Here is a 19,243-nt window from a genome sequence, read left to right on the forward strand (position 1 = left end):
GCCCACTTTTACAGCGTTGTCCTTCGCGCTGCCGGAAATTGTGGGCGGCATCACGTCGCTATTTCTCGGCTATGTATCGCGCATCGAACGGGCCGGTCACGCAATTGCCGTGCGGGCTGTGAGGTTTCGGATACAGAAACCCCCGTTGATTTCCGGCATGTTGAGATCACTGCACGAAACCCGTTCTTACACCGTCCCGGATTGACCGCGTGGACCGGGCAGTGCAAGTTGACACCTGACTTTCGTTGAGCCGCCGGAAAATTCACCCGGCGGTGTTACAGAGGAGCAGGTGGTGCGTTCACATTCCCGTCGGCAGCCCGCGGGTGGCAGGCTGATCCGGCCGCGCACCATCTCCGGGCAGCTCGCCCGGATCCTGGCGGTGTCGCTGGTGCTGGTGCTCGCGCTGCTCGGGCTGACGATGTCCACGCAGATCGGCGCCTTCCGCCGCAGTGGTGAGACGGTGGACGCGGTCGCGGTGGCACTGGCCGCCCAGGATCTGGTGCACCAGGTGCAGCGCGAACGCGGCCTGAGCAACGGCCTGCTCGGCGGCGACCAGCGCCTGCTGCAGCCCGTCACCGATCAGCGGGCGGGCACCGACGCGGCACTGCGGAATCTGGCCGCGATCGTGGCGGCCGACCCGCCGGGTGCGGGCGAGGTGCGCTCGGCGCTGGGCCAGCTGGCCGGTCTGCCGAGCTTTCGTTCGCAGATCGACACCCGCACCGTCTCGCGGCAGGCGGCCTTCCAGTTCTATTCCGACAGCATCGACGCGGTGAACCGCCTGGTCCTCGGTCTCGACCAGGCCCGCGACCCCGCGGTGCGCCACGGCCTGCAAGCCCTCTACGCCCTCGGCGACGCGAAGGAGTTCACGGCACGGGAACGTGGTTTCCTCAACGGTGTGTTCGCCGCCGGGGAGTTCGCGCCCGGGGAGTACGTGCAGTTCCTCGACATCCGCGCCGCCCGCAATGCCGCGCTCACCCAGTTCGACCGCGACGCCACCGCCGCCCAGCAGGATCGCCTCGACGCCGTCCTCGTCGGCGAGAGTGCTACGCGAGCAACCGAATCGGAGAACATCGCGATCGCGTCGACGGCCGGTCCGCTGGTCCGCGCGGTGGACCCCGCGGTCTGGTGGGCGCAGATGACCGACGTGATCGACGCCCAGCGCACCGTGCAGCAGGCCGTCGGCGACGATGTCCGCGCCCGTGCCGCCGACCTGCGCCGCACCGCCGCGCTGATCCTCGCCGGGTTCGCCCTGGCCGCCCTGCTCGCGATCGCCGCCGAGGTGGCGCTGGTGTTCGCGAGTATCAGGGCCATCGTGCGGCCGCTGGCCCGGCTCGCCGCCGAGGCCGACGATGTCGCCTCCAGCAGGCTGCCCGAGGTGATCGCCGCCTGGCGCGGCGCCGCCGACACCCAGCCGGAACCGCCCGCGCCCGTGCGCACCCCGCCCGGCGCGAGTGCCGAGATCGGCGCCGTCGCCGGCGCGCTGGACCGGGTCCAGACCACCGCCTTCGACCTCGCCTCCGAGCAGGCGCTGGTGCGGCGCAACACCACCGAGTCGATGGCGAACCTGGCCCGGCGCAACCAGAACCTCGTGCGCAGGCAGCTCGGCCTGATCAGCGAATTCGAACGCGAGGAACTCGACCCGAAAGCGCTGTCGAACCTGTTCGAACTCGACCACCTCGCGACCCGGATGCGCCGCAATGCCGAAAGCCTGCTGGTACTCGTCGGCGAGGCCAGCCCGCGCCGCTGGGCCGAACCGATCGCGCTCACCGACGTCATCCGGGCAGGTCTGTCCGAGGTCGACGACTATCGCCGGGTGGTGTTGCGCCGGGTCGACGACATCGCGATCACGGGTGCGGTCGTCAGCGAACTCGCTCACGTCCTGGCCGAACTCATCGAGAACGGCCTCGCCTTCTCCCCGCCCGACCTCGAGGTCGAGGTCTACGGGCGCAAAGTGGCGGGCGGCTACCTGCTCGCCGTCGTCGACCACGGCGTCGGCATGCCGCTCGACCAGCTCGCCGAGGCCAATGCGCGCCTGCGCGGCGAGCAGGACTTCATCGTGGCCTCCACGCGCTACCTCGGGCACTACGTGGTCGGTCGGCTGGCCGGTCGGCTCGGCATCGACGTGGAACTCAACACCTCGCCGGTCAGCGGCATCGTCGCGCGGCTGCTGCTGCCGCCGAGCATCCTGGTCGACGAAACATCGCCCCGCCCAGTGCAATCGGTTCCGACGAGTGCCGATGCGCGTGGCGACGCGGACGCGGCCGGTGTGGCGACAAGTCGGAAGTACCCGGGGATGGCGTCGAACGGCGCCGTCGGCCGAGCCGGACACAGCCGCGTCGAGAGGCCGGTGCACACCACCGACGGCGACGCCGCTGACGGGACCAAGGCACCGCGACGAACCGTCAACGGGCGTGCCTCGGACCACGCCGCGAGCGTGTCCCCTTACGCGCAGTTTCTCAGCGGGACAGGGAGTTCCGTCGACGGAGGCGGCCGGGCCGACAGCGTCGCACCCGCGGATTCCGGCACCGACCGGGGTCGCAACGGATCGGCGGCGCCCGCGCTCGACCCGGACCGGGCACACCACCCGGTGGCTGAATCGATCGGCTCCGCAGCGCTGCTCGCGGACCATGCCGACCGGCCCGTGGTCGAATGGATCGGCCGCACGGCCCCCGACCTGGAGCGTCCCGACCGGCAAGCGGTCGAACCGACCGGCCCCCCGGCCGTCGAACGCACCCGCAACGGGCTGGTGAAGCGCAGTAAACGCGCCAAGATCACCGGCTCCCCGGACCGTTCCCGTCGCGACCCGGCAACCCGTCAGGACCGCCCACCCGCCGTCGAACGAACCCCCGACCAGACACGCAGCATGCTGTCCTCCTTCCGCACCGGCCACGAACGGGGTGGCGACACCCGTTCAGGGCCGACCCCAGATCCGACCCGCTGATCGATCGGACCCGACCCCAGGAGCCCCCGGTGACCACCCATCTACCGACCGCAGACCCGCACACCTTCAACTGGCTGCTCGGCAACTTCGTCCGCAACACCGACGGCGTGCGCGACACCGTCGCGGTGTCCTCCGACGGGCTGCTCATCGCCATGTCCGACGGCCTGGACCGCGCCGGCGCCGACCGGCTCGCCGCCATGGTCTCCGGTCTGTCCAGCCTCGCCCGCAGTGCTTCGCGCAGTTACGATTTCGACGGCTTGAAGCTGATCATGATCGAGATGAAGCGCGGTTTCCTGCTGGTCTCGGCGCTCGGCGACGGCAGCTGCCTCGGCGTGATCGCCGACGGCGGATGCGATGTCGGCCTGGTCGGCTACGAGATGGCGGTGCTGGCCGAACGCGCGGGCGCGCTGCTCGACCCGATGTTGATCGGGGAACTGCGAGAGTCGTTGCGCAGATGAGAGATCCCGATCATCCCCGGCTGCCCGACCCACGCATGATCCCGATGAACCGGCCCACCGGCTGGCGCGACGAGCCGGCGCCGATCCCGGTGGCGCCGACCGGCAGCGCCGATCTCGAGGATCGCTTCGTCCGTCCGTTCGTGGTCACCGCGGGCCGCACCGTCCCGGTGCTGGACGGACTGCGCATCGAGACGCTCGTCCACGCGCCGCCGTCCGCGCTGTCGGCGCCGCTGCGGTTCGAGGAACGCACCGTCGTGCAGTTGTGCCTGCGACCGCACTCCATCGCCGAAGTCGGTGTCGCCCTGCGCGTTCCGGTCGGCATCGCCAAGGTGATCGTCAGCGATCTGGTGGCGGCGGGTCATGTGACCGTCCGCGACGCGCCGGAACTGTCGACCGCCGCCATCGAGAGGATCAGGGATCTTGTTCGGGCACTCTGAATTCCGGACCGCCGCGGCGATGCCGACGTCGGTCAAGGTCGTGGTCAGCGGCGGCTTCGGCGTCGGCAAGACCACCTTCATCGGCGCCATCTCCGAGATCGAGCCGCTGGTCACCGAGGCATCGATGACCGAGGTGTCGATCGGCGTCGACGACCCCGGCCGCCGCGCCGAGAAGACCGCCACCACCGTCGCTTTGGACTTCGGCCGCATCACCCTCGACCAGTCCCTGATCCTGTACCTGTTCGGCACCCCCGGCCAGGACCGCTTCGTCTTCCTGTGGGACGACCTCGTCGACGGCGCGCTGGGCGCGGTGATCGTCGTCGACACCGGCCGCGTCGAAGACTGCTACCCGGTCCTGGACTATTTCGAAGATCACAACACCCCCTTCGTCGTCGTGGTCAACCGCTTCGACGATGCCACCCACTTCGACCTCACCGAAGTCCGCGAAGCCCTCGGCCTCGACGACTGGATCCCCGTCCTCGACTGCGACGCCCGCAACCGCGACTCCGTCCGCGACGTCCTGGTAGCCCTCCTCGAACAAGTCCTCCTCCACCGAGCCCAACCTCGCCACCGGGAGGTGAGCTGACGACCGTGATCTAGGGCCCGCGCCCGGTGCTGCTGGTCAGCGTCGGTTCAGCGTGATTTCCCACACGGCGATGTGCAGGCGTGCGTCGGTGACGTCGACGGAGGTATCCGTGAAGCGGTTGCCGCCCAGTGTGTTTCGCACGAAATTCCGCACCGTGGCCGGTTGGGTGTCCAGCTCGGCGAGCAGCTGCTGGGGCACCTCGATGGTGCCGTCGAAGAATCGGGGCTGATCGGTGATTCCGGGCTGTTGTGGAGTCTGTCGCAAGCCGTCGACGGTGTGCAGGACGACGTCGAGTTCGGTGCCGTCGCCGAATTCGATACGCAGGGGGGTGGGGGAGACGGCCAGGTCGAAGGACTGCACACTGGCGGTCCAGCCTTGCGGCGAGACGCCCTGGTAGTCGTACGGTGACGGCGGGCTCAGCGTCTCCTCGGCACGGTTCACGGGCGAATTCTCCAGTGCCGCACCGGCGAGTGGCTGATCGGTGGTGACGAAGGTCCAGGCGTTCTCGGTGAGTGTCTTGCGCCAGAAACCGGTTCGCCCACCGTCACGGCCTTCGACCCGCAGTTCCCGTGCGGCGGAACCGGGTCCGGTGCGGTGGATGGAGATGCGGTCGGTGATCTCACCGGGCACCTTCGGCTGCGCGACCCAGTCGGGGGCGGGCAGCTGGATGGCGGCGTAGCGGCTGTCGATGCGCTCGGACAGCATGTCGGGGGCCTCGGGGAGTCCGCGCTGATCCTGGTAGGAGTAGCGGAAGAAGACCTTGTCCGCGCCGGAGATGTCGAAATCGTAGAGGCGCGTGTAGAAGTCGCCGAACCGGTTGACGATCAGCGAGGTCGACGCGCTGGTGGACAGCGCCACCGCCTGGAACCGGCCGCCGAACGGCAGTCCCATCTCGTAGCTGTGATCCACCGGCAGCCACGGGTCGACGTACTGGATCCGCTGACCGCCGTGGGTCAGGGCGAACACGTGCGACACTTTCGCCCCGCCGACCGGATGCTCGTTGCCCGCGGTGTCGGTCCACACGTGATCCTCGTCGGGCGACAATACCGACCACGACCAGGTCAGTGCGCCCGGCGGGAGGGTGTTGCCGGGGCCGGTCCACAGCGGGGTGCCGTAGCGGCTGCTCCAGTTCCAGTCCTTGGGTGCGCTCAGCGCACGGTCCATCGTGATGAAGCGGCCGTCGCGGTCGATCAACATCACTTCGTCGTCGTCGGCCGAGACACCGGCGATGGTGCCCGCCAGACAACCGGGCAGCGCCACGGTGCGCCAACTACCCTGGGCGGCAGCCTCTTTCACGTACACGTTGCCGTCGCGGGTGGCGAAGGTCCAGCGCCGGTTGAACGATTCGGTGGTGGTCCGGAAGTAGACCTGCTCGGGCAGCGCGACAGTAGCCGGGGCGAAATCCGACAACCCCGCGGTGGACTCGTCGACCGTCACCTCCGGCGTGCCGACCGTACCTACCGGCAGACATCCCGGATCGGCGATGGATGCCGATTGTGTTGTCACCCCGGCCAAGACCAGACCGGCCGCCGCGATCAACGCTCCACGCCGCACGGCGTGCCCGCGCCTCACAGCCACCCCGCCGCGCCGAAACCGATCAGGGCGACGGCATCGATGCCGAAGATCGTGCCGACAACCAGCGCCTTGCTACGCACGCTCGGCAGATCGTGCACGTAGAAACAGGCCGCGAAGAACGGCACATACCCGATGATCCAGATCAGGAACGGGAAACCGGGCTGCCACCACGACCAGTCCCAGGTGAGTACCCCTGCCTTGTTCAGCAGCACCTCGACACCCACCGCCGCGGCGGAGTTCGCCGCGATCAGCACCGGCCGGTTCGGCAGGCCGAGGATCCGGGTCTCCTTGGGCGGCAACATCTTCGCCGCCGCGATCCCCATGATGGCGAACATGAAGCAGATCTCGATATTCAGCCCGATCAGGATCTGATACGCCGTCGGCCCGCTCGCCGCCCACACCGGCGCACGCTCGGTGACATGGAAGACCAGCGCGTTCCAGATCTCGTTGAACCAGTCCATGCACCACAGCGCGAGCCCCGCGAACAGCACATTCCAGTTCCGCCGCTCGATCTCGACGGAATAGATGTAGATGACCATCAGTAATAGCGGAATGACATACCACTTGAACTGGTCCGCATCGCGAAGTAATTCCAGCGCAGCCCGTGCATTGTCGGTCAACGGGGCCCTCCTGCTCATGATCGACGAACCCGGCGAGTATGATACAAATCAACAGAGAACGTCAATATGTATCGCCGAGTGGCGTCGACCCTGAATCAGCGTGTGCGCGAACGTGACCGGGGCATGGTCGTCGACCACGCCCCGGCAGCGGACCTCAGTGGGAGCCCAGCGGCACGCCGAAGAGGGTGGCGAATTTCGCGGAGAGAGTCTCGCCGAGGAAGTCGAGCGCGCCCGGAGTGGCCGCCATGGTGCCCGCGTCGGACGTGGTGCAGCCGGCGGGAGCGGGGATGCCGTCGAGACGGTCGCGCAGCCACAGCAGCGCGGCCGGGCCGCCGACGACCTCGGCGACGATGTGCTCACTGGCGTGATCGCGGGTGTAGGTGAGCGAGGTCTTCGGGTCGCGGCAGTAGGTGTCGACCAGCGTGTCGGTGGCGGCCAGCGGGAGGATTTCGTCCCAGGCGGAATGCCAGACGAACAGGGGCATGTCGGGCACGGACTTGCCCATGCGGGTGTCGTCGAGCATGGCCGCGACCGGCGGATCGTCGAGCGGATTGCCGTCGGAGCCGATCATGCCGATCATGTTGAGGAACGGCAGCAGCGCCGACTGGTACTGCACACACAGGGGTGACTTGATCGCGGACAGCCCCTTGCCTACCGGGTCCAGTCGCTGATCGAGGTAGGCCGCGAAGTCGGGGTACTCGCGCGTCAGCCCGAGGACGGCCGCGAAGACGAGACCCGAGGTCGCCTGGTTGTTCGCCATGCTCAGTGCCGCACCGAGATCGGCGCCGACCCCACCCTCGGCCGCGCCGACGATGTTCAGTTCGGGTGCGTAGGAGGCCTTCAGTTCGGCGGCATGCCCGGTCGCGATCGAGCCGCCGGAGTATCCGTACAGCCCGACCGGCGCGGTAGCGCCCACCTCGAGCGGCGCGAACGAGGTCGCCGCGCGAATTCCGTCGAGGGTGATCCGGCCGGCCAGCGGTCCCGCCGCATAGGCCGAATTCGGGCCCTGGTGATCGGGAACGACGACCGCCCAGCCCTGCGCCAGCGCGGCCTGCGCGAAGAGGAACTCGGCGGGAACGACGACCTGACCCGCCAGGGGCGCGACCGAAAGATGTTGCAGCGCATACGAGGGCGCGCAGTAGCCCGCGGTCGAGTCCTCGGCCAGCTGCACCGACAGCAGCTTGCGCGGCTCGGGCGCCTGCCCGCGCGGCTTGATCACGGTGGCGACCGCCGGGATCGCCTCGTCGCGGCTGTTGTTGGAGCGATACGACACCTGCCAGGCATCCACATCGATCGGCAGCAGGCCGAAATCGGCGATCCGGACCTGGCGGGCCGCGATGATCGCACCCGGCGCCGTGGCCGCCACGATGTCGGCGGACGGCAGATAGAAGCCCGGATCCAATTCGGGCGGCAGCGGAACCACCGGCGCGGGCGCCACCGCCGCGGGTTCGGCGGCCACCGGCCCGGCCACCACGACCGTAGCGGCCGCGAGCACACCGGTCGCCAGGGCGAACCATCGCAGAGCGAGGGGAGATCTCATCGTGCACAGTCCTCACGTGAATTGAGACGCCTTCGTCTCAATGACGGCTACTATGGCACGGGTGTGGCGTGGATCGCAATCAGCGGCCGGGAGGCTCCGCGGTTGTCAGGGCGTTGAGCAGGGTGGAGAACACCTCTACCAGCTCGTCGACGGGCGGGCGCGGGTCGTCCAGGCTCCACTGGTGCACGGCGCCGTTCACCGCGCCGATGAATGCCGCCATCGACACCCGCCAGCCACCGGGCGGCGTTCGCGCTTGCTCCCGCCCGGCGGCGATTGCGGCAACCACCTCACCCCACCGGTCCCTGACCTGCGCGCGATGTTCCTCGATCGCGGGGCTCACGCCGACGATCTCCACGAAAGCGACCTTGGCGCACCGGATGTCGTCGGTGATCGCCGTCGTGTACGCCCGCACCGCGGCGTCGATCAGCGCGCGCAGGTCGTCGGTCTCGGCTGCCGCCAGCGCCGCGGCCACCGCGTCCCTTGCCTTGCCCTGCACCGTGTCGTACACCGCGACGAGCAATTCCTCGCGCCCGGCGAACTGCTCGTAGAACTGCCGTCGCGACAGCCCCGCCGCCGCACACACATCGGTGAGCGAACTGTTGGCGAACGACTTCTCCGCGAAAACGGTCAGCCCCGCCTCGATGAACAGCGCCCGGCGCTCGATCTGCCGTTCGGCGACCGAGGTACCGGTGTAGTTGTGTCGGGTCCGCGCTGTCGTCACGACTCCGACCCTACTTTCACGCCGTCGCCGACGCCCCCACGGTGCTCAGTCTTTGCGTCCGGTGAAGGCCAGCGAGGTGCCGAGGCCGATCATCACCAGCCCGCTGGTGCCGCCGACCGCGGCGAGGCGGCGCGGAGTGCGGGCGATCCAGCTGCGCACGGAGTCGGCCGCGAGCGCCCACAGCGAATCGAACACCATCCCGAACAGGGGGATGCAGATGCCGAGCACCAGCATCTGCTGCGAGACCGAGCCCCGGGTGGGGTCGACGAACTGCGGCAGCAGCGCCGCCAGGAAGACGATGGTCTTCGGGTTGGCGAAGCCGACGACGAACCCGTCGCGGAGCACGGCGATGGTGGAGAAACCCGACGTGGCGTGCTCGGGCTGGAGTGCCCTGGCCAGGTCGGCGCGGTGCCTGATCGCCTGGACTCCCAGATAGACGAGATAGAGCGCGCCGACCAGTTTGACGGCGGTGAACACCGCCGCCGAGGTGGCGACAAGGGCGCCGAGCCCGATGGCGACCGCCACGACCTGCACGTATACGCCGACCGAATTGCCGACCACCGTCAACAGCGCCGCCCGCCTGCCGACCGTGAGCGCCCGGCTGATCGTGAACAGCACACTCGGGCCGGGTACCACCACGAGCAGGAAGGACAGTCCCGCGAAGGACGCGAGATGCGTCATCGACACCATGCCGACCCACGCTATCCACCGGAGCGCCGGGAGGCAACGGCGCGCCACGCCCCGAACCTCGCCCATACACTCGGCGCAATGGGCGAACAGAAGCAGCGGATGCTGAGCGGGCAGCTGTACAAGGACAGCGATCCCGAACTGGTGACCGAACGGCAACGGGCGCAACGGTTGTGCGACGAGTTCAACCGGACCGGCCCCGACGAGACCGGGCGCCGATCCGAGTTGCTGGGCGAGCTGCTGGGGAAGGTGGGGGAGGGGTCGTGGGTCATGCCGCGATTCCAGTGCGACTACGGCTATCTCATCGAGATCGGCGCCAACAGCTTCCTCAACTACGACGCGATCCTGCTCGACTGCGCGCCGATCGTCATCGGCGACGACTGTTCGATCGGCCCGCGCTGCCAGCTGCTGACCGCGCTGCACCCGATGGACGATCACGAGAAGCGCAGGCAGCGGTGGGAATCCGCGGCGCCGATCCGGATCGGGAACAACGCGTGGTTCGGCGGCGGCGTGATCGTGTGCCCGGGGGTGAGCATCGGTGACGACGTTGTGGTCGGCGCGGGCAGTGTGGTCACCCGCGACCTGCCGGACCGGGTGTTCGCCGCGGGCAACCCGGCGCGGGTGATCCGGCAACTGTCGGCCTGATCACTCCCGCGGGGCGCGTCGCCGGGTCGCGTCGCGGGGACGGCGGCAATACTGTCTTTCCATGGGCGAATCGCGAACCGTGCAGGAGCAGGAAGCGACCCGGCCGCTGCGCGAGGACATCCGGTTTCTCGGTGGCATCCTGGGCGACACCATCCGCGACCACGAGGGTCCCGAGGTCTTCGACCTGATCGAGCGGGTGCGGACCGAGGCGTTCGCGGTGCGCCGCGAGGAGGTCGAGCGCAGCGCGGTCGCCGACATGCTCGACGGCACCCCGACCGAGGTCGCGATCCCGCTGATCCGGGCGTTCAGCTACTTCGTGCTGCTGGCCAATCTCGCCGAGGACATCCAGCGTGACCGCCGCCGCGCCGCCCACATCTCGGCGGGCGAGCCGCCCCAGGATTCCTCGCTGGCCGCCACCTACGACAAGCTCGACGCCGCCGCCCTCGACGGCTCGACGGTGGCCGAGCTGCTCACCGACGCCCTCGTCTCGCCGGTGATCACCGCGCATCCGACCGAGACCCGCAGGCGCACGGTCTTCGACGTCCAAGCCAAGATCACCGCGCTGATGCGGTTGCGGCGCAGGCTCGAGCCCGGCGACCCCGGCTTCGACGACTCCGAGTTGCAGATCCGCCGCGAAGTCCTCACCCTGTGGCGCACGGCACTGATCCGGTTGGCGCGCTTGCGGATTCAGGACGAGATCTCGGTCGGCCTGCGTTACTACGACCTGACCCTCTACGACGTGATCCCGGCGATCAACGCGCAGGTGCGCGCCGCGCTGCGCTCGCGCTGGCCCGATGCCGAGCTGCTGCCCCGCCCGATCCTGCGCCCCGGCTCGTGGATCGGTGGCGACCGGGACGGAAACCCGTATGTGACAGCGGAAGTCGTGCACACCGCGGCCGAGCAGGCCTCGGCCTACGCGTTCGGCCGGTATCTGGACGCGCTGGTCGACCTGGAGAAGACGCTGTCCCAGTCCGCTCGGTTGGTGCAGGTGACGCCCGCGGTCGCCGCGCTCGCCGAGGCGGGCTATCCCGATCCGGCCGTGTTCGCCGACGAGCCGTATCGCCGTGCGCTGCACGCGATCCGGGCCCGGCTCAGCGCCACCGCGGAACTGGCGCTCGGCGAACTGCCGGACAACGGCCTCGAGACCACGGCCGCGCCGTATGCCACCCCGCAGGCGGTGCTCGACGACCTCGACGCCGTCGACGCCTCGATGCGCGCCAGCGGCGACGCGCTGCTGGCCGACGACGGCCTCGCCGCCCTGCGCCACGCCATCGAGACCTTCGGCTTCCACCTGCAGAGCCTGGACATGCGCCAGAACTCCGAGGTGCACGAGCAGGTCGTCACCGAACTGCTGGCCTGGTCGGGCGTGCATGCCGACTATCCGAGCCTGTCCGAAGCCGACCGCGTCGAGCTGCTCGCGAACGAACTGCGCACCCGCAGGCCACTTCTCGGCCCGCACGCGCAGCTGAGCGAACTCGCCACCAAGGAGCTCGGGGTGCTGCGGGCAGCCAAGGCGGTGATCGACACCTTCGGCGCCGCCGCCATCCCGCATTACATCATCAGCATGTGCACCTCGGTCAGCGACATGCTCGAGGCGGCCCTGCTGCTCAAGGAAGCGGGGATCCTCGATCCCGGCACCGCCGAGGGCACACCGAGCAGCCCCGTCGGGATCGTTCCGCTGTTCGAGACCATCGAGGACCTGGGGGCGGGCGCCGCGACGCTGTCGGAGGTACTGGAGGTTCCGGTGTACCGCGAGCTCGTCGCCGCGGCGGGCATGCGGCAGGAGGTGATGCTCGGCTACTCCGACTCGAACAAGGACGGCGGCTATCTCGCGGCGAACTGGGCGCTGTACCGGGCGGAACTCGATCTGGTCGAGGTGGCCAGGAAGTCGGGAATCCGGTTGCGGCTGTTCCACGGTCGCGGCGGCACCGTCGGTCGCGGCGGCGGCCGCAGCTACGACGCCATCCTGGCCCAGCCCGCCGGCGCGGTGCGCGGTTCGCTGCGGCTCACCGAACAGGGCGAGGTGATCGCCGCGAAGTACTCCGAACAGGGCGCGGCCCACCGCAACCTGGAGTCACTGATCGCGGGCACGCTCGAATCGACCCTGCTGGATGTGGAAGGCCTCGGCGACGACGCCGAACCGGCCTACGAACTGCTCGACGACCTGGCCGCCCGCGCCCGCGCCGCCTACGCGCGCCTCGTGCACGACACCCCGGGCTTCGTCGAGTACTTCCGCCAGTCCACCCCGGTCGCCGAGGTCGGCGACCTCAATATCGGCAGCCGCCCGGCCTCGCGCAAACCCACCAATTCGGTCTCGGACCTGCGCGCGATCCCATGGGTGATGGCCTGGAGCCAGGCGCGCGTCATGCTGCCCGGCTGGTACGGCACCGGCACCGCGCTCGAGGAATGGGTGGGTGCGGACCCGCAGCGTCTGGCCAGGCTCACCGACCTCTATCAGCGCTGGCCGTTCTTCCGCACGGTGCTGTCGAACCTGGCGCAGGTGATGGCCAAGAGCGATCTCGACATCGCGGCGCGGTATGCGGACCTGGTCGAGGACGCGACGCTGCGCGCCCAGATCTTCGGGATGATCCGCGACGAACACGCCCGCACCATCCGCATGTACCTGGCGGTCACCGGCCACGACGAGTTGCTCAGCGACAACCCGTCACTGGCGGAATCGATCCACAATCGTTTTCCCTACCTGGAGCCACTCAACCAGCTCCAGGTGGACCTGCTGCGTCGGTTGCGCGGCGGTGACGATTCCGAACTCGTGAAGCGGGGCATCCTGCTCACCATGAACGGCCTGGCCACCGCCCTGCGCAACTCGGGTTAGCCGCTAGATACAGACGCTGACGACGACCGGCCCGACTGGAACGCCGACGCAGACTGTCACCGAACCGACGACCGGCTGCGCGGTGGCCGCCGAGGCGGGGCCTGCGCCGATGGCGGTGACGGAGAGAGCGAGAGCGGCGATGGCGAGCGGACGGGCGGTTTTGGCGAACATGAGCTGCTCCTCGGTAGAACGGTGAAACTGCTCCCTCGCGGGAGCTGCCCCATCTCAACACGGGGTAGTGCGCGATGTCGGAGACATCACCGGAATCGCCGTTCAGTCCGTGACGACGGCGATCGCGTCGATCTCCACCAGCATCTCCTCGCGCGGGAGACCGGTGAAAACGGTCGTGCGCGAGGGCAGGACGCCGTTGGTGGTGTGCTTGACGACGAATTCACCATACGCTTCGTTCATCACCGCGAAATCGTCTCTTTGAGTGAGGTAGACGCGCAGCATCACCACATCGTCGAAGGTGGCGCCCGCGGCCTCCACGATCGCCAGCACGTTCATCAGGGTGCGGGTGGTCTGGGCGGCGACATCGCCGGGGTGCAGGTACTCATTGGTCGCGGGGTCGACTGGACCCTGGCCGGAGACCTGGACGAACGGTCCCTTGCGCACACCCTGGGAGAACGTATGAGCCGGGGCGGGAGCGTCGGTGGTGCGCACGGCGATCTTGTCGGACATAGGGTTCAGCCTTTCCTCGCGGTGGCGTCTCGGCGGGGGTCCCAGCCGAGTTCGGTGGAGATGGCATCGGCGGTCGCCCTGACCTGCGGCAACAGCGCCAGCACCTGATCGTAGTCGAGCAGCACATCGGGGACCGAGACCGAGACGGCGGCAACCACGGCGCCGATCCCGTCGCGGACCGGCACGCCGATGCAGTTGACGAAGCTCTCGTGTTCCTCGTGGTCCTCGGCGAATCCCTGGGCCGCGACGAGGTCCAGCTCGGCGAGATACTGCTCGGGCGTGCGCAGGGTGCGGGTGGTGAACGGGTGGTAGTCCAATCGCGCGGCGACGGAACGCCATTCGGCGCGGGGCAATGCCGCGACCAGTACCTTGCCGACGGCGGTGCAGTGCAGGGGGGCGGGACGGCCGATCCGCGAGTACATCCGCACCGCCTGCTCGGCGTCGACCTTGTCGATGTAGACCGCGTCACCGGATTCGTAGGCGGCCAGGTGCACCGTCTGCCCGGTGGCGGCGCCGAGCGCGCTCAGATGCGGCCGGGCCACGGTGCGGACGTCACGGTTCTCCAGTGCGCGACTGGCCAATTCGAACATGCGGGTGCCCAGGGAATACCGGTGCGCGCTGTCGCGCACGACGAACCGTTCGGCCTGCATGGTCTGTAGCAGTCGCAGCACCGTCGACTTGTGCACGCCGAGCCGTGCGGCCAGTTCGTCGAGGGACTGCGAGTCCTCGCCGAGGGCGATGAGAATGGACAGGGCCCGCGACACGCTTTGACTCATCGGCTGATCGTCCCATCCAGCGCGTCCGGGTAGCGCAGCCCGGTCCATTCGGTCTCCGGCAGTGCCGCCAGGCGTCGGATGTCCTGCGCCGGAGGCAGTTTCGCGACATCGCCGGTGGCGGTGAGTGCGGCAGCAGCGCACAGATGGCCGTAGCGCAATCGGGTGCGCAGGTCGGCACCGTGCAGCAGGGCGGCCAGGTAGCCGCCGGCGAAAGCGTCACCGGCGCCGATGCGCTCGGTGATGTCCAGCGCCAGCGCGGGCACGTCGACGAAGGCGTCGCCGTCGAAGCCGGTCACGGTGTGCTTGTCGTTCTTGACGATCAGCTGGGCGGGCTCGGGGAACAGCGCGCGCAAGGCGGCCGGGTCACCGGTGCCGAAGATCTCCTCGGCTTCGTCGGCGCCCAGCAGCACCACATCCGCGCCACGGACATGGGCGGCGAGTTCGTCGGCGGCCTTCTCCACGCGTGAACCCCACAGTGCCGGACGGTAATTCAGGTCGAAACTGACCAGCCGTCCGCGCCGTGGCAGGGCGATCAACGTGCGGGTCAGTTCGTTCGCCGACTCCGACAGCGCCGGCGTGATACCGGTGAAGTGCACGAGATCGGTGCGATCGAGCAAGCCGGCGGCCGCCCGCGGCGCGAGGTCGGCGGGGGACAGCGCGCTGGCCGCCGATCCGGCGCGGTAGTAGTGCATGCGGCTGGCATGGGCGGGCAGATCGTGCGGTGCGCCCGACCCGCTGCCGCGCTCCTTGATGTAGACGCCGGTCGGGCGCACTGGATCGACGGCGACCGCGTCGACATCGACACCCTGGGCGGCCAGCTGGGTCACCAGGTAGCGCCCGAACCCGTCGTCGCCCACCCGGGAGAGCCAGGCCGCCGAGATGCCGAGCTGGGTCAGCACCATGGCCACATTCGCCTCGGCCCCGCCCGCACTCCGATCGAACTGCGCGGACTGCTCGAGCGGTCCCGGCCGGGCCACGAGCACGGCCAGCCCCTCGCCCACGGTGACCGCCCTGGGCGTCGCCGCTGTTGCCTGAGTCACCTTGTTCGCCCTTTCGTGCTTGCGGTCACTGTCGTCGAGATGCACAATAACGAGCATGAACATGCAGTGCAACCAACGTTGCACATTATGCAATGCCAATCCGATATGACCGACCGGCCCGGGTAACCTCCGCGGCGATCGACGGAAAGGGAAGCTGTGACGATCGACAACGCCGTCGTGGACGCGCTCGCCGACGAGGTGCTCGGGCCGCAGGACAAGAGCGTGCCGCCCGCCGCATGGGGGCGCACCGTGCGCGACTACCTCGCGACCGCGCCGGACCTCGCCCCGTGGCAGACGCCGCTGCTCACCCTCGATCGCGGCCTGCTCGATGCCAATCTCGCGCTGATGGCGCGGTGGACCGCCGCGGCCGGTGTCGCGCTGGCCCCGCACGGCAAGACCACGATGGCGCCGCAGCTGTGGCGCGAACAGCTCGCGGCAGGTTCGTGGGCGATCACGCTGGCCACCGGCTGGCAGGCCCAGATCGCCCGGTCGTTCGGCGTCGGCCGGATCGTGCTCGCCAACGCGCTCGTCGATCCGGCCGGATTGGCCTGGGTCGCAGCGGAATCGGCGCGCGATGCCGCATTCGAGTTCTACTGCTGGGCCGACAGCGTCGCCACGGTCGAGCTGATGGACAAGATCCTGCGCGACACTCCGCCCGGCCCCCCGGTGCGGGTGCTGGTCGAACTGGGCGGCCCGCACGGTCGCACCGGGGCGCGCACCCGCGCCGAAGCGCGGGCGGTCGCGGCAGCCATCCGGGACAGTGAACGGCTGGTCCTGGCCGGTGTCGCCGGCTACGAAGGCGCGCTGGCCCACGATCGCAGCACCGCGGGTATCGCGGCCGTGCGTGGCTACCTCGGCGAACTCGCCGCCCTGCACACCGAACTCGCCGCCTCCGGCGCCTACCCGGGCCGGGCGATCGTCACGGCGGGCGGCAGCGCCTACCCCGAACTCGTCGTCGACGAGCTGGCACGCCTGGCCGACGACACCACCACGGTCGTGCTGCGCAGCGGCGCCTACCTCGTCCACGACGACGGCTTCTACGCGAGCATCTCCCCGCTGACCGCACCCGCCGTCGAACCCGGCCTGCGCGCGGCGATGCACGGCTGGGCCAGGGTGGTCTCCCGGCCCGAACCGGAACTGGCCCTGCTCGACGGCGGCAAGCGCGACTTCCCCTTCGACGAAGGCTTGCCGGTGCCGCAGCTGGTGGTCGGCGGCGGTGCACTGCCCGCTACCGCGCACGTGACCGCACTCAACGATCAGCACACCTTCCTGCGCTTGCCCGGCGCCGCTGCCACCGATCTCCCGATCGGCAGCATCGTGCGGCTCGGGTTGTCGCATCCGTGCACGGCATTCGACAAGTGGCGGCGCATTCCGGTGCTCGACAGCGCCGCGACGGACCGGCCGCGCGTGGTCGACCTGATCCGCACCTACTTCTGACGGACGACCATGACGGACTTGCTGTTTCGTGACATCGATATCGTCGACGGCACCGGCGCCCCGCGCCGTCGCGGCGACGTACTGATCCGCGCCGGGCGCATCGCCGAGACGGGACCGGCGGGATCGATCACCGCTGACGCGAGAGTGGTTCCGGCGCAGCCGGGTTCGGTCCTCGCACCCGGATTCATCGACATGCACGCGCATTCGGACCTCGCCCTGCTCACCCACCCCGAGCACTTCCCGAAGATCACCCAGGGCGTGACCACCGAGGTGATCGGCCAGGACGGCCTGTCCTACGCGCCGATCGACGACGCCGCGCTCGCGGTGGTGCGCAAGCAGATCGCGGGCTGGAACGGTAACCCCGCCGATTTCGACTTCGCCTGGCACACGGTCGCGCAGTACCTGGACCGGCTCGACGAGGGCATCACGCCCAACGCCGCCTACCTGGTCCCGCAGGGCACCCTGCGGCTGCTCGTCGTCGGCACCGAACAGCGACCGGCCACCACCGCCGAGATCGACCGGATGTGCGCGCTGCTGGCCCAGGGTCTCGACGAGGGCGCGGTCGGCATGTCGAGCGGACTCACCTACACGCCCGGAATGTATGCCGACACAGGCGAACTCGCCGCGCTGTGCTCGGTCGTCGCGTCCTACGGCGGCTTCTACGCGCCGCACACCCGCTCCTACGGCGCGGGCGCGCTCGAGGCCTACGCGGAAATGATGGGCCTGGCGAAGGCGACCGGCTGCGCGCTGCACCTCACTCACGCCACTATGAACTTCGGCGTGAATCGTGGTCGCGCACCGGAATTCCTGGCGATGCTCGCGCAGGCCCGCGCCGACGGCTGCGACATCACCCTCGACACCTACCCGTATCTGCCCGGCTCGACCACGCTGTCGGCGCTGCTGCCCAGCTGGGCGATGTCGGGTGGACCCGACGCCGCGCTGGCCCGGCTCGACGATCCCGCCGAGCGCGCGCGGATCACCGCGGATGTGAACGTCAACGGGTCCGACGGCTGCCACGGCGTCACCGTCGAGTGGGAGACCATCCAGATCAGCGGTGTCGGCGACGATGCGCTGTCCGCGTACGTGGGACGGACCGTCGACCAGATCGCGGCCGAGGAGGGCAGAGCGCCGGTCGAGGTGTTCTTCGACCTGCTGCGCCGCGACCAGCTGGCCACCACCATCCTCCAGCACGTCGGCCACGAGGAGAACGTGCGCGCGATCATGGTCGACCCCGGCCACATGGGCGGCAGCGACGGCCTGCTCGTCGGCGCGCGGCCGCATCCGCGCGCCTGGGGCACCTTCCCCCGTTACCTGTCGCGCTACGTCCGCGAGCTCGGCGTCCTCGGGCTCGAGGAGTGCGTGCACCACCTCACCGGCCGCCCGGCCGCCCGGCTCCGGCTGGCCCAGCGCGGACTCGTCGACACCGGCTACGCCGCCGACCTCGTCGTGTTCGATCCGGCGACGATCCACGACACGGCAACCTTCGAGCATCCCCGACAACAGGCCCGTGGCATCCAGCACGTGCTGGTCAACGGCGCATTCGCGCTGGAGAACGGCACCGCGACAGGTGTGCGCGCCGGACGCGCCCTGCGGATGGACGCCACGCGAGAGGAGACCCGATGAACCCGCTGCTCAGCTCGTCGTCCGAGGCCATGGAGGTGATCCGCGCCGACCGCGCGCTCACCGTTGTCCGCGCGCCGGCCATCCCCGACCCGGTCGCGCTCGCCGAAGCCCTCGCCGGGTCCGGCATCCGCGCCGTCGAACTCACCTTCACAACCCTCGGCGTGCTCGACGCGATCGGCAAGGCCTCGGCGGTCGGCGGCGCCGTCATCGGCGTCGGCACCGTGACCACCCGTGATCAGGCCGAAGCGGCGATCGAGGTGGGTGCCAAGTTCCTGGTGACGCCTGCGCTGCGTCCCGAGGTCGCCGAAGTGGCTGTCGCCCACCAGATCCCGGTCATCATGGGCGCGTTCACCCCCTCGGAGGTGCTGGCCGCGGTCGAGATGGGCGCCGCGGCGGTGAAGATCTTCCCGGCTCGCGCGCTCGGCCCTGCCTATCTCAAGGATCTGCTCGGTCCGTTCCCACACGTGTTCCTTATTCCCTCCGGTGGCGTCAGCTCCCACAACGCCCGCGAATTCCTGCAGGCGGGGGCGATCGCCGTCACCGCGGGGACCGAGGTGGTCGCCCCACTGGACGTCGCGAGTTCGCGCTGGTCCCACATCGGCGCCAAAGCCGCACGCTTCGTCCATTCGCTTGATTGAGAGGT

The 19,243-nt window shown here is 69.5% G+C and carries 18 protein-coding genes; 9 read left to right on the forward strand and 9 right to left on the reverse strand.

Features of this window, described 5'->3' with window-relative positions; genetic code table 11:
* Positions 1 to 292 precede the first annotated feature (292 nt).
* The 4 genes from IEY60_RS30950 to IEY60_RS30965 are packed head-to-tail and all read left to right on the forward strand — an operon-like array spanning position 293 to position 4,422.
* Complete coding sequence (locus IEY60_RS30950; RefSeq protein WP_229740279.1) at positions 293 to 2,941, forward strand: sensor histidine kinase; 2,649 nt, start codon at positions 293 to 295, stop codon at positions 2,939 to 2,941.
* Positions 2,942 to 2,970: 29 nt separating this feature from the next.
* Positions 2,971 to 3,399 (forward strand): roadblock/LC7 domain-containing protein, encoded by a 429-nt coding sequence (locus IEY60_RS30955; RefSeq protein ID WP_189034051.1) that lies wholly within the window; start codon positions 2,971 to 2,973, stop codon positions 3,397 to 3,399.
* Positions 3,396 to 3,836, forward strand: coding sequence for a DUF742 domain-containing protein (locus IEY60_RS30960; protein ID WP_189034052.1), 441 nt, complete (start codon positions 3,396 to 3,398; stop codon positions 3,834 to 3,836). The genes IEY60_RS30955 and IEY60_RS30960 overlap by 4 nt, the downstream gene beginning before the upstream one ends.
* A 19-nt stretch (positions 3,837 to 3,855) precedes the next feature.
* Positions 3,856 to 4,422 carry a GTP-binding protein gene (locus IEY60_RS30965; RefSeq protein ID WP_189034137.1) on the forward strand — a complete coding sequence of 189 codons (567 nt, stop codon included), beginning with the start codon at positions 3,856 to 3,858 and terminating at the stop codon, positions 4,420 to 4,422.
* 36 nt (positions 4,423 to 4,458) lie between these two features.
* Here IEY60_RS30965 and IEY60_RS30970 read toward each other — a convergent pair whose 3' ends face one another.
* The 5 genes from IEY60_RS30970 to IEY60_RS30990 form a co-directional block, all read right to left on the reverse strand.
* A complete protein-coding gene (locus IEY60_RS30970; RefSeq protein ID WP_189034053.1) occupies positions 4,459 to 5,928 on the reverse strand; it encodes a hypothetical protein in 1,470 nt (489 codons plus the stop codon).
* 62 nt (positions 5,929 to 5,990) lie between these two features.
* Positions 5,991 to 6,617 (reverse strand): AF_1327 family membrane protein, encoded by a 627-nt coding sequence (locus IEY60_RS30975; protein WP_229740280.1) that lies wholly within the window; start codon positions 6,615 to 6,617, stop codon positions 5,991 to 5,993.
* A 154-nt stretch (positions 6,618 to 6,771) separates the two neighbouring features.
* On the reverse strand, positions 6,772 to 8,157 hold the full coding sequence (locus tag IEY60_RS30980) for a lipase family protein (protein ID WP_229740281.1): 1,386 nt from the start codon (positions 8,155 to 8,157) through the stop codon (positions 6,772 to 6,774).
* Between the two features lie 79 nt (positions 8,158 to 8,236).
* Entirely contained in the window at positions 8,237 to 8,878 is a 642-nt protein-coding gene (locus tag IEY60_RS30985; protein WP_189034055.1) for a TetR/AcrR family transcriptional regulator, read from the reverse strand.
* 45 nt (positions 8,879 to 8,923) lie between these two features.
* On the reverse strand, positions 8,924 to 9,568 hold the full coding sequence (locus IEY60_RS30990) for a LysE family translocator (RefSeq protein WP_189034056.1): 645 nt from the start codon (positions 9,566 to 9,568) through the stop codon (positions 8,924 to 8,926).
* Between the two features lie 78 nt (positions 9,569 to 9,646).
* On the opposite strand from IEY60_RS30990, the gene IEY60_RS30995 reads away from it, so the two are divergent.
* Both IEY60_RS30995 and ppc read left to right on the forward strand, forming a co-directional pair.
* Positions 9,647 to 10,210: a sugar O-acetyltransferase gene (locus IEY60_RS30995; RefSeq protein ID WP_189034057.1), complete on the forward strand. Its 564-nt coding sequence runs from the start codon at positions 9,647 to 9,649 to the stop codon at positions 10,208 to 10,210.
* Between the two features lie 61 nt (positions 10,211 to 10,271).
* A complete protein-coding gene (gene ppc, locus IEY60_RS31000; protein WP_189034058.1) occupies positions 10,272 to 13,043 on the forward strand; it encodes a phosphoenolpyruvate carboxylase in 2,772 nt (923 codons plus the stop codon).
* Positions 13,044 to 13,046: 3 nt separating this feature from the next.
* Here the strand turns inward: ppc and IEY60_RS31005 are convergent, their stop codons facing one another.
* From IEY60_RS31005 to IEY60_RS31020, 4 genes are all read right to left on the reverse strand, one after another.
* Positions 13,047 to 13,214: a hypothetical protein gene (locus tag IEY60_RS31005; RefSeq protein ID WP_189034059.1), complete on the reverse strand. Its 168-nt coding sequence runs from the start codon at positions 13,212 to 13,214 to the stop codon at positions 13,047 to 13,049.
* A 102-nt stretch (positions 13,215 to 13,316) separates the two neighbouring features.
* Positions 13,317 to 13,724 (reverse strand): RidA family protein, encoded by a 408-nt coding sequence (locus IEY60_RS31010; RefSeq protein ID WP_189034060.1) that lies wholly within the window; start codon positions 13,722 to 13,724, stop codon positions 13,317 to 13,319.
* A gap of 5 nt (positions 13,725 to 13,729) precedes the next feature.
* Positions 13,730 to 14,500, reverse strand: coding sequence for an IclR family transcriptional regulator (locus IEY60_RS31015; protein WP_189034061.1), 771 nt, complete (start codon positions 14,498 to 14,500; stop codon positions 13,730 to 13,732).
* The gene (locus IEY60_RS31020; RefSeq protein WP_189034062.1) at positions 14,497 to 15,597 is read right to left on the reverse strand and encodes a sugar kinase; all 1,101 of its coding nucleotides are present in this window, start codon (positions 15,595 to 15,597) and stop codon (positions 14,497 to 14,499) included. The genes IEY60_RS31015 and IEY60_RS31020 overlap by 4 nt, the downstream gene beginning before the upstream one ends.
* Positions 15,598 to 15,696: 99 nt before the next feature.
* Between IEY60_RS31020 and IEY60_RS31025 the strand changes: the two genes are divergently transcribed.
* From IEY60_RS31025 to IEY60_RS31035, 3 genes are read left to right on the forward strand one after another with little or no spacing between them, the layout of a single operon-like run.
* Positions 15,697 to 16,977, forward strand: a complete 1,281-nt coding sequence (locus IEY60_RS31025; RefSeq protein WP_189034063.1) for a type III PLP-dependent enzyme domain-containing protein — start codon at positions 15,697 to 15,699, stop codon at positions 16,975 to 16,977.
* A 9-nt stretch (positions 16,978 to 16,986) separates the two neighbouring features.
* Positions 16,987 to 18,600: an N-acyl-D-amino-acid deacylase family protein gene (locus tag IEY60_RS31030; protein WP_189034064.1), complete on the forward strand. Its 1,614-nt coding sequence runs from the start codon at positions 16,987 to 16,989 to the stop codon at positions 18,598 to 18,600.
* Positions 18,597 to 19,238, forward strand: coding sequence for a bifunctional 4-hydroxy-2-oxoglutarate aldolase/2-dehydro-3-deoxy-phosphogluconate aldolase (locus IEY60_RS31035; protein ID WP_189034065.1), 642 nt, complete (start codon positions 18,597 to 18,599; stop codon positions 19,236 to 19,238). The genes IEY60_RS31030 and IEY60_RS31035 overlap by 4 nt, the downstream gene beginning before the upstream one ends.
* Positions 19,239 to 19,243 lie beyond the last annotated feature (5 nt).

The sequence above is a fragment of the Nocardia rhizosphaerihabitans genome (assembly GCF_014646295.1).
In the GTDB taxonomy this organism is placed as follows: domain Bacteria; phylum Actinomycetota; class Actinomycetes; order Mycobacteriales; family Mycobacteriaceae; genus Nocardia; species Nocardia rhizosphaerihabitans.